This window comes from Micromonospora sp. NPDC049559, assembly GCF_040676675.1.
Classification (GTDB): domain Bacteria; phylum Actinomycetota; class Actinomycetes; order Mycobacteriales; family Micromonosporaceae; genus JBFAPK01.
Window position 1 is genome coordinate 143,658 of sequence record NZ_JBFAPK010000015.1, and the last position, 13,024, is coordinate 156,681.

11 protein-coding genes are annotated in these 13,024 nt (G+C 73.4%); 9 read left to right on the forward strand and 2 right to left on the reverse strand.

Going from position 1 to position 13,024, the window contains the following annotated elements:
- Positions 1-42: 42 nt before the first annotated feature.
- Entirely contained in the window at positions 43-840 is a 798-nt protein-coding gene (locus AB0J86_RS18445) for an FkbM family methyltransferase (protein WP_363858516.1), read from the forward strand.
- A 60-nt stretch (positions 841-900) separates the two neighbouring features.
- On the opposite strand, the gene eccD is transcribed toward AB0J86_RS18445, so the two are convergent.
- Positions 901-2,292 (reverse strand): type VII secretion integral membrane protein EccD, encoded by a 1,392-nt coding sequence (eccD, locus tag AB0J86_RS18450; RefSeq protein WP_363858518.1) that lies wholly within the window; start codon positions 2,290-2,292, stop codon positions 901-903.
- Positions 2,293-2,389: 97 nt separating this feature from the next.
- Here eccD and eccCa point away from each other — a divergent pair, with 97 nt between their 5' ends.
- From eccCa to AB0J86_RS18485, 7 genes are all read left to right on the forward strand, one after another.
- A complete protein-coding gene (gene eccCa, locus AB0J86_RS18455; RefSeq protein ID WP_363858520.1) occupies positions 2,390-6,343 on the forward strand; it encodes a type VII secretion protein EccCa in 3,954 nt (1,317 codons plus the stop codon).
- 212 nt (positions 6,344-6,555) lie between these two features.
- A complete protein-coding gene (locus tag AB0J86_RS18460; RefSeq protein WP_363858522.1) occupies positions 6,556-6,870 on the forward strand; it encodes a WXG100 family type VII secretion target in 315 nt (104 codons plus the stop codon).
- A gap of 66 nt (positions 6,871-6,936) precedes the next feature.
- Positions 6,937-7,245 carry a WXG100 family type VII secretion target gene (locus AB0J86_RS18465; protein ID WP_363858524.1) on the forward strand — a complete coding sequence of 103 codons (309 nt, stop codon included), beginning with the start codon at positions 6,937-6,939 and terminating at the stop codon, positions 7,243-7,245.
- Positions 7,246-7,322: 77 nt separating this feature from the next.
- The gene (locus AB0J86_RS18470; RefSeq protein ID WP_363858526.1) at positions 7,323-7,790 is read left to right on the forward strand and encodes a hypothetical protein; all 468 of its coding nucleotides are present in this window, start codon (positions 7,323-7,325) and stop codon (positions 7,788-7,790) included.
- Between the two features lie 15 nt (positions 7,791-7,805).
- Entirely contained in the window at positions 7,806-9,179 is a 1,374-nt protein-coding gene (locus AB0J86_RS18475; RefSeq protein WP_363858528.1) for a hypothetical protein, read from the forward strand.
- A gap of 9 nt (positions 9,180-9,188) precedes the next feature.
- The gene (locus tag AB0J86_RS18480) at positions 9,189-10,649 is read left to right on the forward strand and encodes a S8 family serine peptidase (RefSeq protein WP_363858530.1); all 1,461 of its coding nucleotides are present in this window, start codon (positions 9,189-9,191) and stop codon (positions 10,647-10,649) included.
- A gap of 298 nt (positions 10,650-10,947) precedes the next feature.
- Entirely contained in the window at positions 10,948-11,361 is a 414-nt protein-coding gene (locus AB0J86_RS18485; RefSeq protein ID WP_363858532.1) for a hypothetical protein, read from the forward strand.
- 181 nt (positions 11,362-11,542) lie between these two features.
- Here the strand turns inward: AB0J86_RS18485 and AB0J86_RS18490 are convergent, their stop codons facing one another.
- The gene (locus AB0J86_RS18490; protein WP_363858534.1) at positions 11,543-12,175 is read right to left on the reverse strand and encodes a DedA family protein; all 633 of its coding nucleotides are present in this window, start codon (positions 12,173-12,175) and stop codon (positions 11,543-11,545) included.
- A 177-nt stretch (positions 12,176-12,352) separates the two neighbouring features.
- On the opposite strand from AB0J86_RS18490, the gene AB0J86_RS18495 reads away from it, so the two are divergent.
- Positions 12,353-13,012 carry a GNAT family N-acetyltransferase gene (locus AB0J86_RS18495; RefSeq protein WP_363858536.1) on the forward strand — a complete coding sequence of 220 codons (660 nt, stop codon included), beginning with the start codon at positions 12,353-12,355 and terminating at the stop codon, positions 13,010-13,012.
- Positions 13,013-13,024: the final 12 nt, after the last annotated feature.

Below are 13,024 nucleotides of genomic sequence, written 5' to 3' on the forward strand. Positions count from 1 at the left end.
CCGGAACGGTCGCCGCCGCGACTCGTCGCAGCGGAGTGGCCGGTGAGCGCGAGACATGGCCTGGAGCGGCTGGCCCGGCGGGCCATCTACCGCTTCCTGCCGCGCGGTACCGACCTCTTCCTGGACATCGCCCACCACCTGCCGGCGCTCACCGTCGACGTGGTCTTCGACGTCGGCGCGAACACCGGCCAGTCGGCGCGCGCGTTCCTGGACTGGTTTCCCGGCTCCCGGGTGTACTGCTTCGAGCCGGTGCACGACACCTTCGTCCGGTTGAGCGCGCGGTACCGGCACGAGTCGCGGGTCCGCGCCTTCCCGCTCGCGCTCGGCGCCCGGCCCGGACAGGGCACCATGGTGAAGGCCGGCACGTCGGAGCTGTTCCGCCTGGCCGAGGCGGCGGGTCCGGCGGCCCATCCCGGGGGCGTGCCGTACCTCGGGGACGGGGCCCGTCCCGGTGGCGCGGGGCAGCCCGTCCGGGCGGACCTGCTCGAATCGGTGCCCGTGGCCACGGTGGACGGGTTCTGCCGGGAGCACGGGCTGGACCGGATCAGCTATCTGAAGATCGACACCGAGGGCGCGGACCTCGACGTGCTGCGCGGCGCCGAGGAGATGCTCGCCGACCAGCGGGTCGCGCTGGTGCAGGTCGAGGCCGGCATGAACCGGGGCAACGACACGCACGTACCGTTCGAGGAGCTGAAGGAGTTCCTCGAAGCCCGCGGCTACCTCCTGTTCGGCGTCTACGAACAGGTCCCGGAGTGGCCCACGGGTCGGCCGCACCTGCGACGCTGCAACGCCGTCTTCCTGGCGGAGTCGTCGTCCCCGACGCGGTCGTCGTCGATCTAGGGCAAATCGTCGTGATTGGAGATCCACTAACGTGGATTTGCCCTAGATCGACGGGGCGGGTCAGCCGCGGATGGTGCGGATCCAGGCGTAGAGGCCGCTGACCCAGAAGGCGAGCGGGACCAGGGCGAGGATGAGGACGACCTCGAAGAGGTCGAGCATCCGTCCCCAGAACGGCGCGGCCTTGCGACCCGGACCGACCAGCGCGTACCCGATGCTGATCACGGCGAGCACCACCAGCGCCCCGAGGATCGCGCTCAGCCGCAGCGCCGGGCCGGTGAGCAGGAACGCGGCCACCGCGGCGGCGCCGAGCGCGACCGCGCCGGCGATCAGCAGCGGCAGGCGCTGGAGCCGGTTGAGGAACCAGCGGGCGCGCGCCATCAGCAGCAGGCCCAGCACCCCGGCCATGGCCAGGCCCGGGTAGCCGCCGGTGGCCACCAGCACCCCGGCCCCGGCGCCGAGGACCGCCAGCGCGCCGAGCATGCCGGCGAGGAAGCCGTCGGCCCGGTCGCTGAGGGCCAGCACGCGGGCGCCCTCGACGGTCTCCGTGTCGCGCTTCAGGTCCTCCGGGCCGCTCGGTACGGAGGGGACGGGCAGCCGGGCGAGCCGGTACGCGAGCAGCGGCAGCGCCGGTACGCCCGCGAAGGCGGCGGTGACCACGACGGCGGCGGCGCCGGCCGGTCCGGTGCCGGTGAGCATGCTGATCGCGGCGCCGACGACCAGCGCGAAGGCGCAGATGCCGGCGCCCAGGAAGAGCGCGACGGTGTCGGCGACGCCGACCGCGGCGAGCACGGTGACGAGCAGCACCGCGGTCGCGGCGACGAGCGCGTGCGGCGCGGAGAGCTGCCCGAGGGTGCGGTCGCCGCCGAAGACCAGCAGGCCGCCCACGGCCGCGTAGACGCAGGCCACCAGCGCGAAGGCGACGCCGGTGCGGCTGTCGCCCAGGGCGCGGGCGAAGACCACCGCCGTGACCAGCAGGGCGACGGCCAGCCCGAGGCCGACGATGCCGCCCAGCAGCTGTGGCGGGCCCGCGAAGAGCACCAGCGCGGCACCGCCGAGCAGCGCGACCAGGCCGAGCGCGAGCCCGAAGGCGCGGGTGGTGGCCGGCTGCCACCGGCCGGGACGCTCCTGGGTGGCGGTGGCGACGGCGTCGACCACGTCGTCGAAGACCAGCTCCGGGGCGTCACCGCCGCGCGGCCGCAGGTAGAGCAACTCGCCGTCGCGCACCTCCAGCTGCGCCGGGGTACGGGAGCTGTCCAGCACGACCCCGCCCAGGCGGGACAGGGTCCAGCCCTCGCGCGCGTCCGGCGCGTCGGCGAGGCCGTCGCCGGCGTAACGCAGCAGCGTGGGCAGCATGTCCGCGAGCGGTACGTCAGCGGGTAGAGCCAGGTCGACGCGGGTACGCGGTGCGACCAGGGTCACCCGGGAAAGGCCGGTACTGTTGGGGGCGGCCACGCAGGGCTCCCTTCGAGGTTGTGTGGGCACACCGGGTCCCCGGCAGAGTACCTACCATGTAGCTCGGTTGTGGACTCCTGGGAGGGGAGTTAGGCGTTTGAGTACCGTCCTGTTCCGCCGCCCGCCGCGTCAGCCGCGCCCGCAGCTGCCCCGCGGTGAACTGCTGCTGGAGTCGCCACCGGAGCTGCCCGAGCAGCTTCCCCGGGGAATCGGGCAGCTGATGATGCTGCTGCCGATGGTCTGCGGCGTCGGCGCGATGGCGTTCCTGTACGCCGGTCGCGGCGGCTCCACCATGACCTACGTGGCCGGTGGCCTCTTCGGCGTCTCCATGTTGGGCATGGCGTTCAGCACGCTGGGCAGCGGCGGCGGGCAGAAGCGCGCCGAGCTGGACGCGCAGCGCCGCGACTACATGCGCTACCTCAGCCAGGTGCGCAAGCGCGTCCGGCGGGCGGCGGCCCAGCAGCGCGCGGCGCTGCTGTGGCGGCACCCGGGGCCGGAGACGCTCTGGTCGGTAGCCGCCTCGCGGCGGCTGTGGGAGCGGCGCGGCACCGACGACGACTTCGCCGAGGTACGGGTGGCGGTCGGCGCGCAGAAGCTGGCGGTGGACATCATCCCGCCGGAGACCAAGCCGGTCGAGGACCTGGAGCCGATGAGCGCGATCGCGCTGCGCCGCTTCGTCCGGGCCCACTCGGCGGTACCGCAGCTGCCGCTGGCGCTGCAGCTGCGCGCGTTCAGCCGGGTGGTGCTGCGGGGCGGGCGCGCCGCGGCGCTGGACCTGGCCCGGGCCGCCATCGGGCAGCTCGCCACCTTCCACTCCCCGGACGACGTGCACGTCGCGGTGGTGGCCGTGCCGGAGCGGCAGGAGGCCTGGGAGTGGGTGAAGTGGCTGCCGCACGCCCAGTACGAGCGCCGTACCGACGCGGCGGGCGCGGTCCGGCTGGTCTTCGAGACGATGGCCGAGCTGGAGGAGATGTTCGGTACCGAGCTCTCCGAGCGGCCGCGGCACTCGCCGGACGCCAAGCCGCTGACCACCGCGCCGCACCTGCTGGTGGTGCTCGACGGCGGTGAGGTCTCGCCCACCTGCCAACTGGCCGGGGTGGGCCTGCTCGGCACGACGGTGCTGGACCTCTCGGGCATGGTGCCCCGGGACGCGGGCCGCTGGCTGCTCTGCCTCAACGTCACGGCCGAGTCGGTGGCGGCGGACCGGGGCAACCGGTCGACGCCGCTGGGCCGGCCGGACCGGCTCAGCCTGGAGCAGGCCACCGGGCTGGCCCGGCAGCTCGCGCCGTACCGGCTGTCGCAGCGGACCGTGGCGGAGGAGCCGACCGCCCGCACCATGGAGCTGCCGGAGCTGTTGGGGCTGGGCGACGCGGAGGCGGTGGACCCGCGCGTCACCTGGCGGCCGCGGCCCAACCGGGAGCAGCTGCGCATCCCGCTGGGCATCGGGCCGGACGGCTCCCGGGTGGAGCTCGACATCAAGGAGGCGGCGCAGGAGGGCATGGGCCCGCACGGGCTCATCATCGGCGCCACCGGTTCCGGCAAGAGCGAGCTGCTGCGTACGATCGTCGCCTCGCTCGCCATCAGCCACTCCACCGAGCAGCTCAACTTCGTCCTGGTCGACTTCAAGGGCGGCGCCACCTTCGCGTCGATGGACGTGCTCCCGCACACCAGCGCGGTGATCACCAACCTGGCCGACGAGCTGTCCATGGTGGACCGAATGCAGGACGCGCTCGCCGGCGAGATGGTGCGCCGGCAGGAGCTGCTGCGGGCCGCCGGCAACTACGTCTCCCGGTACGAGTACGAGAAGGCGCGCGCCGCGGGCGAACCGCTGGACCCGCTGCCCAGCCTGCTGATCATCTGCGACGAGTTCAGCGAGCTGCTCGCCGCGAAGCCGGACTTCATCGACCTCTTCGTGATGATCGGACGGCTGGGCCGCTCGCTCGGCGTGCACCTGCTGCTGGCCAGCCAGCGGCTGGAGGAGGGGCGGCTGCGCGGGCTGGACACGCACCTGTCGTACCGGATCGGTCTGCGGACGTTCTCCGCGGTGGAGAGTCGGATCGTGCTCGGCGTGCCGGACGCGTACGAGCTGCCGAACGCGCCTGGGCACGGCTACCTGAAGGCGGACACCCAGACGATGCTGCGCTTCCGCGCCGCGTACGTCTCCGGCCCGTACCGCCGCGCGGCCGGCGCCGCCCGGCGCTCGCAGGCCCTGGTGCAGCGGCAGATCGTCCCCTACGGGGTGGACTTCCAGCCGATGCCCGAGCTGCCGGCGGTGGAGGCTCCGGTGGAGGAGCCGGTCGAGGCCGGCAAGGCCACCTCGATGCTCGACGTGATCGTGGCGAAGCTGCGCGGCAACGGCGCCCCGGCGCACCAGGTGTGGCTGCCGCCGCTGGAGGAGCCGCCGAGCCTGGACGCGCTGGTGGGGACGCTCGCCCCGGATCCGCGGCGGGGTCTGGTGGCGACGGGCTGGCCGGGTACGGGCCGGCTGACGGTACCGGTCGGTGTGGTGGACCGCCCGTACGACCAGCGCCGCGACCCGTTCGTGGTGGAGCTGGACGGCGCGGGCGGCAACGTCGTGATCGTCGGCGGGCCGCGCTCCGGCAAGAGCACCATGCTGCGGTCGATGCTCGCCTCGCTGGCGCTCACCCACAGCCCGCGCGAGGTGCAGTTCTTCTGCCTCGACTTCGGCGGCGGCGCGCTGCGCGGCCTGGACGGGCTGCCGCACACCTCCGGGGTGGCCGGCCGGCGCGACGCGGAGGCGGTCCGCCGTACGGTGGCGGAGGTGACCGCGCTGCTGGACGAGCGCGAGGCGCGCTTCACCGAGCTGGGAATCGAGTCGATCGGCGCGTACCGCCAGCGGCTGGCGGACGGGGCGGTGCCCGACGACAAGTTCGGCGACGTCTTCCTGGTGGTGGACGGCTGGGCGACCATGCGGGAGCTGTACGAGGACCTGGAGCAGACGGTCACCAACCTGGCCGGCCGCTGCCTCGGCTTCGGCATCCACCTGGTGCTCACCGCGACCCGCTGGGCGGAGATCCGGATCAACCTGCGTGACCTGCTCGGCTCCAGGCTGGAGCTGCGCCTGGGCGACCCGGCCGAGTCGGAGATCGACCGGCGGGCCGCGGCGAACGTGCCGGAGAAGACGCCGGGACGCGGTCTGACCCGCGAGAAGCTGCACTTCCTCGCGGCGGTACCGCGCATCGACGGCAAGCACACCGCCGACGCGCTCGCCGACGGTACCGCCGACCTGGTGGGCCGGGTGCGCGAGGCGTGGCCGCACGAGCCGGCCCCGAAGGTGCGGCTGCTGCCCCGGCTGCTGCCGGCGGCCGACCTCTGGGCGATGGCGGGCCGCGACGAGCCGGGCATCCCGATCGGTATCAACGAGACCCACCTCGCACCGGTGCGGCTCCAGCTGCACAGCGACCCGCATATGATCATTTTCGGGGACTCCGAGTCGGGGAAGACGAACCTGCTCCGGCTGATCGCGCGGTCGCTCGTGGAGCGGTACACGCCGAGCGAGGCCCGCATCTGCGTGGTGGACTACCAGCGTGGCCTGCTCGGCGCGATCGGCGGGGAGCACCTGCTCGAGTACTGCCCCTCGAACAAGGTCACCACGGAGATGGTCAGCGGGATCCGCGGGGCGCTGAACAACCGGCTGCCCGGCCCGGACGTCACTCCGGAGCAGTTGCGCAACCGCAGCTGGTGGAAGGGCCCTGACCTGTACCTGCTGGTGGACGACTACGACCTGGTCGCCTCGTCGGGCGCGAACCCGCTGCACCCGCTGCTGGAGCTGTTGCCGCAGGCCCGCGACGTCGGCCTGCACCTGATCCTGGCGCGGCGGGTCGGCGGCGCCTCGCGGGCCATGTACGAGCCGGTGATCCAGCGCCTCCGGGAGCTGGACTGCCCCGGCTTCCTGCTCAGCGGCAACCGGGACGAGGGTGCGCTGTTCGGCAACATCCGGCCCAGCGCCCAGCCGCCCGGCCGCGGCACCCTGGTCCGCCGCAGCGACGGGGTCAGCCTCGTACAGACCGCCTGGATCGACCCGGAGTGACCCGGCCGTGTCCTGGACGGCCCCGGGTACGGTGGCGGCGGGTGGTCCGCACCGCCGTACCCGGGCCGTACGCAGGCCGGATCACCCGTGCGCGAGGTTGCCCGAGTGGGCTACCGTTGCTACACAACGGAGATTGAGCACCGTGGTTCTGCGTACGGGGGCAGAGACCCTACGCGTGTGCCCGCGGGCGAGGCGCCGAGAGGGTGAGATGGATGGCTGAGCAGTTCGAGGTCGATGCCGCGACACTTCACAGTGCGGCCAGCGACGTACGGTCGACCCGCAGCGACGTGGACGGTGACCTGGGCCGGCTCTGGAACGTGGTCGACGACCTGGCGATGGCCTGGAAGGGCGACGCGTCCACCGGCTTCCAGCAGCTGATGCAGCGCTGGAACGAGGACGTCACCAAGCTGCTCACCGCGATGGACGACATCGCCGACCTGCTCGACAAGGGCGGCACGACGCACCAGGCCAACGACGAGCAGCAGGCCCAGATGCTGAACAAGTACACCTCCGCGTTGAACATGTGAGCCGGCGTCGCCAGCTTCTACCGATTGACCGTGAGACCAGGACTACAGAGACACAGGTGAGCTGTCATGGCGATCAAGGTTGACTACGCCCGGATGGAGAGCGCCCACCAGCAGATGCAGAAGATCTCTCAGGAGATCGACAGCAAGCTGGACGACCTTCGCGGTCGGCTGCAGCGGATGCAGTGGGACGGTGACGACCGGCGCGCGTACGAGGAGCACCAGGCCAAGTGGGACTCGGCCATCCGCGACATCAACCAGCTGCTGAACCAGATCGGTGGCGCGGTGGGCATCGCCCGCGAGAACTACGTCACGACCGAGATGAGCAACGCCAAGGTCTGGGACGGTGGCGGCGGCCGCCCGTTCCGTGCCGGCTGACCCGCCGCGAGCCGACCAACCCTCCCCGGGGCGATCTCCCGTCCCGGGGACAGCAGTCGTAACTGAAGGAGGCGGGCGTGGCGCCGAACCCGGAACTGCCCACATCGGTTGACCTCGAACAGCTCGAGCAGGCCGTCGGCTGGCTGGAGCAGATCCAGACGTTCGTCGAGACGTACTGCATCGGCGCCATGCCCGACATCAACAAGGAGCTCGGCGCGGCGTCCAACATCGACATGTCGGACGTCGACTACAGTCTGCAGAAGGACGCCACCGTCTTCGGCGGCTTCTACAGCGCCTACGGCATCCAGGCCAAGCACGACGCGGCCTACAAGGCGGTGCGGGACGGCCTGAAGGAGATCGCCGAGCACCTCGGCAAGGCGGCCAACGCCACCAAGACCATCACCGAGAACTACCGGACGGCCGAGGAGCGCAACCGCGCCTCGGCGCAGGAGATCCAGCGGCTGCTGGAGGGGGGCCGGTACACGCCGAAGAACGCGGACGCGGTCGCCGGTAAGGACACCGATCCCACCACCGGTCGCTCCTGAGGTTAGGGGGAGAGGATGAGCGGGGACCTCCCAACCAACGTGACCGTACCGGGGTCGGACGACCAGTACCGCAAGCCCCAGGAGGCCGGCACCGGCTCGGACATCCGTGAGGGGCTCGGTATCGCCTCCACGTTCCTGATGCCGGTCGGCGGCTCGTTCGTCGAGGATCTGATTTCCGACGGCCGGAAGGTCGACGAGAAGGACCCGTCCTGGGAAGAGATCATCACGATGGTGGTGATCCCCGGACGCCCGGCCAGCATCCGCAACGCCTCGCAGATCTGGAGCGTGCTCTTCAAACGGATGGAGAGCGCGGCGCAGCTGCTGGAGGACGGGATCAAGGACCTGAAGTCCTGGGAGGGGCAGGCCGGCGAGGCGTACCGGGCGAACCTCACCAGGCGCGTCACCGACATCCGGGCGTTGATCGACAAGCACAAGAGCATCACCACCAGCCTCGACAAGGCGGCCGGTGAGCTGGAGACGGCGATCAAACAGATCCCGATCCCGGACGACATGGCGCACGAGGTCGCGGCCGCGCAGGTCGACTTCGCCAACACCGGCCAGATCACCAACGGCATCTTCTCCGGCGGGATCTTCAACAAGCTGCTCCCGATCTACAGCAACAAGTGGTTCGACGAGCTGCGCGAGGCGTTCACGCCGGACTGGGCCGCGAACAAGCTGCGCGACTGGATCAGCGACCAGGACGACAAGGCCAAGCAGGTGTACCGGACGCTCGCCGGCCAGCACGTCGCCACCATGGACGGGATGCCCCAGGCGCAGACGCTCGATATCCGGGACATCAACGACCCGAAGTTCACCCCGACCACGACGAACCCGACCGGCAAGCCGCCGAGCATCCCGCAGGCCAAGCAGCCGACCATGCCGGATCCGAAGACCACGGATCCGTTCAGCAAGCAGGATTTCCCGAGCGCCACGGACCCGTCGGACAACCTGCCGACCACCCCGCCGGACGCCTGGTCCAAGCCGCCCTCCTCCGGCATCGGCTCCGGCACGGGCGGGGACCTGCCCGGCACCGGACTGGCCGGCGCCGGCGGTGGCGGGCTGAGCGGCGCGGGCGCCGGCGGGATCGGCGCCGGCGGGGGACTGCCCGGCGGCGGCGCGGGGCTCGGCGCCGGCACGGCGGGCGTCGGCGGTCCCGGCACCGGCATGATGGGCGCCGGCATGGCGGGCGCCGGTGCCGGCGCGGGCGGCCGTGGCTCGGGCGCGGGACGCGGCGGCACGGGCCGGTCCGGTCTGGGCGCGATGGCCGGCGGCGGTGGCCACGGCGGCGCCGGTGGCGGCGACGGGGACGAGTACAGCACCTGGTTGAGCGAGGACGAGGACGTCTGGGGCTCGGACACCGACGCGGCCCCGCCGGTCCTGGGTGCGTGAGACGTAGCGATGAGGGGTTGGCGTAACGCGACGGTGGTGGCCGCGCTGGTGGCGGCGGCCACCGTCGCGGTACCACCGGCACCGGCCGCGGCGGAGACGGTACGCCAGGCGCAGTGGTACCTCGGCGCGGTCCGCGCCGCCCAGGCGCAGAAGGTCACCAAGGGCGACGGCGTGATCGTGGCGGTGATCGACACCGGGGTCGACGCGGGGCACCCCGATCTGCGTGGCGCGGTACTGCCGGGCACCCGGTTCGCCGGTGACGCCGCGGCGGACGGCCGCAGCGACCCGCAGGGCCACGGTACGAAGATGTCCGGGATCATCGCCGCCCGGGGCGGCGGCGAGAACAAGGCCCTCGGCATCGCCCCCGCAGCCCGGATCCTGCCGATCGCGGTACCGGCGGAGAGCTCCGGTTCGCTCGCCGGGCCGATCCGCTGGGCGGTCGACCACGGTGCCAAGGTCATCAACCTCTCGATCGGCCGCCCCGAACCCGCCCCCGCCGACGAGGTCGCGGCCGTCGCCTACGCGGCCTCGAAGGACGTGGTGCTGGTGGCCGCCGCGGGCAACCAGGACCAGGGCGACGACAAGGTCGCCTCTCCGGCGAACATCCCCGGGGTGGTCGCGGTCGCCGGCACCGCCCGCTCCGGCGAGTTCTGGAGCGGCTCGGCGTACGGGCCGCAGGTCGCCGTGGCCGCGCCGGCCGAGTACATCGTCAACGCGACCGCGCGCAACGTCTCCAGCACCGGCTATTCGAGCGGCGGCGCCACCAGCGAGGCGACCGCGATCGTCTCCGGGGTCGCCGCCCTGATCCGGGCGAAGTACCCGCGGCTCGACGCGGCGAACGTGGTCAACCGGCTGGTGCGTACCGCGACGGACAAGGGCGATCCCGGGCGGGACCCGCACTACGGCTTCGGACTGGTCAACGCGGAGCGCGCGGTGACCGCCGAGGTTCCCGCGGTGCAGCAGAACCCGCTCGGCAGCGCCGCCGCGTCGGCCGCGCCGGACGGTCAGGAGCCGGTGGAGGCGCAGCCCGGCCCCTTCGGCTCGCCGATGGCCCGGCTCGGGGTGGTCCTCGCCGTGGCCCTGGGCGGGCTGGTGCTGATCATCCTCCTCGTCGTGCTGGTGACCCGGCGTTCGTCCCGGCGCCGGGCGGTCCCGCCCGCGCCGGTGGGTGGGGCGCCGGCGGGATACTCGCCGCCACCGGGCGGCCGACCCGGACCACCCGGCTACGGCCCGCCACCCGGCTACGGCCCGCCACCCGGCTACGGTCCGCCGCCGATGCCACCCGCACCGGGCCATCCGCCGGTACCCGGGCAGCCCGTGCCGCCCCACCACCCGCACTCGGGGGTCCCGCCGCAGGGGACGCCGCCGCAGGGGCAGTGGCCCGGTGGCGGTTACCCGCCGGCCGGTTACCCGCCGGCACCGGGCCAGCCGCCGCATCCCGGCGGCTACCCGCCGCCGGGTGCCTCCTGACGCGCCCCGACACGGCACACCCTGACGCGCTGAAGCCTGACGCGCCACGGCGCGGAGCAGCCTGACGCGCCACGGGGCGGAGCAGCTTGACACGCCACGGCGCGGCGGCGACCGGGCGACGAGGCGGTCACCGTTCCGGCGGCCTCCGGGCCGCGCGACGTCCGTTCCGCCAGGTTCCGGCGCGCTCGCGGGTGGGCCCGTGACCGGATGTTCCGCCGGAATTCCGCCTTCGGGCGGTGACCGAACGTCGACGGATGTGGTACTGATCGAGGTCACTGCGAGGTGGGGGGAGTCCACGGTGGATATCGAGCTGGCGGCCGCGCTGGTGCCGTACCTGTCGGCCGCGATCGGGACGTACGGGCCGAGCGTGGGCGAGAGAGTGCGGGCCACCGAGCCGGACCGGGCGGTCGACTCGACGACCGAGCTGGGTCGGGCGCTGCTGGGGCGGATCCTGGACGGCCCGCAACCGCCGGCCGGAGTCGGGGCGGCCGTCGCCGGGCTGGCCACGAACCCCGCCGACGAGGAGCTGACGGCCGAACTGCGGCGGCAACTGCGCGAGGCGCTGGCCGCCGACCCGGAGCTGGCCCGGGTGGTGAGCGCGATGCTGTCGGAGGCCGGGGTCGCCGTCAGTACGCCGGGGGAGCAGTCGGTCGCGGTGCGCACCGTCAGCGAGGTCACCACCGGCGAGTGGCCGATCATCCAACCGCGCTGACCGGCGAGATCCCGGAACAGGACCCGGCCCCGGCGCACTGCCCGGTTCCGGCCCGGTTCCGGCCCGGTTCCGGCCCGGCCCTGGTCCGGCAGCGCGAGCCCGGCCCTGGTCCGGCAGCGCGAGCCCGACCCTGGTCCGCTTCCGGAGCGCGCGCTGTCCAGGGCGCGCCGGTTCCGGGCCGTCAGCCGGCCTCTTCCTGCTCCTCCCGATGCCGCTCCCGGCGGCGGACCCGGATGCGCCAGGCGACCAGCGCGACGACCGCGACGGCGGCGACGGCGATCGCGCTGCCGCGGCCGATGTACCGCTCCACGGTCTGGTAGGAGTTGCCGGCCAGGTAGCCGGCGATCACCGAGCCGCCGCCCCAGACCAGGCCACCGGCGGCGTTGAAGGCCAGGAACCGGTGGTAGGGCATGTTCGCGGCGCCGGCCAGCGCCGGCATCACCGCGCGGAAGAAGGCGACGAACCGGCCGAGGAAGACCGCCCGGCCGCCCCGGCGGACGAGCAACTGGCGGGCGCTCTCGACCCGCTCCCGGCGATGGCGCAGCAGCCGGTGGTCGAGCAGGCGCGGCCCGAACCGGCGGCCGACCTCGTAGCCGACACTGTCGCCGACGACCGCGGCCAGCACCACCACGATGATCATGAGGGTGAGCGAGACATGGCCGAGCCCGGCCGCCACGCCGCCGAGAATCGCGGCCGTCTCGCCGGGGATCACGAAGCCGACGAAGAGCGCGTCCTCGACGAAGACCAGCGCTCCCACGAGCAGGTAGACCACCGTGCCGTGCAGCGCCACCAGCCGGTCGAAGAAGCCGCTCACGGACGGGCCGGCGGAGCTGCGTACCCGGCGGGCGGCTCACGGTACGGGTCGGCGGTCACGAGAACTCATGGTAGGCCGGCGGGATGGCCGATCGAGCCGTTCCGGGCGTCGGGGCGGCGGTGGACGCTTCTATGATCAATGAGACGGCGTGGACCGGGTCAGGTGGAGGAGCGGCCGATGTTCGACCAGCGCCTGCACCACCACCTGGTGACCTGGCTGGGCCAGTGGCCGGCCGGGCGCGCGCTGCAGGTCGTCGGCTCCGAGCGGCGTACCCTGCCGGCCTGGGACGGTGAGATCCACCCGGTCATCGGCGTGGCCTCGCGCGCCGCCATGGTGCTCTCCGTACCGCCGGACCGCGTGCATGCCGTCCGGAAGCTGGCCGGCCGGCCCTTCCGCGAACTGCTCGCCGGGCTACCCGCCGCGGTCGGCCACCCGGGGTGGCAGACCTACCCGACGGTGTTCCGGCACACCTTCGCGCCCACGCCGCTGCCCGAGGCGGGGGAGTGGCTGCCGGCCGACCACCCGGCCCTGCCCGACTGGCTGCGCCCGTTCGGCGGCGAGGCGCTGGTGGCGCGGGACGCCGACGGGGGGTACCTGGCCGGGGTGGGGATCAAGCGCCACGACGCGTACGGCAGGGAGCTGGCGGTCGGTACGGCGCCGGCGGCCCGTGGTCAGGGCCTGGCCCGGCGGCTCGTGGCGCAGGCGGCGCGCCGGGTGCTCGACGAGGGCGGGGTGCCGACCTACCAGCACGCGCCGGAGAACGCCGCCTCCGCCCGCGTCGCCGAGGCGGCCGGCTTCCCGGACCGGGGCTGGCGGGCCTACGGCGTGTACCGCTGACGCGAGTACCAG

What these genes read in the sequence shown, in the direction of transcription:
- AB0J86_RS18460 (WP_363858522.1), top strand. Translation starts at nt 6,556, where the DNA reads ATGGCTGAGCAGTTCGAGGTCGATGCCGCGACACTTCACAGTGCGGCC.
- AB0J86_RS18495 (WP_363858536.1), top strand. Translation starts at nt 12,353, where the DNA reads ATGTTCGACCAGCGCCTGCACCACCACCTGGTGACCTGGCTGGGCCAG.
- AB0J86_RS18465 (WP_363858524.1), top strand. Translation starts at nt 6,937, where the DNA reads ATGGCGATCAAGGTTGACTACGCCCGGATGGAGAGCGCCCACCAGCAG.
- AB0J86_RS18480 (WP_363858530.1), top strand. Translation starts at nt 9,189, where the DNA reads ATGAGGGGTTGGCGTAACGCGACGGTGGTGGCCGCGCTGGTGGCGGCG.
- AB0J86_RS18475 (WP_363858528.1), top strand. Translation starts at nt 7,806, where the DNA reads ATGAGCGGGGACCTCCCAACCAACGTGACCGTACCGGGGTCGGACGAC.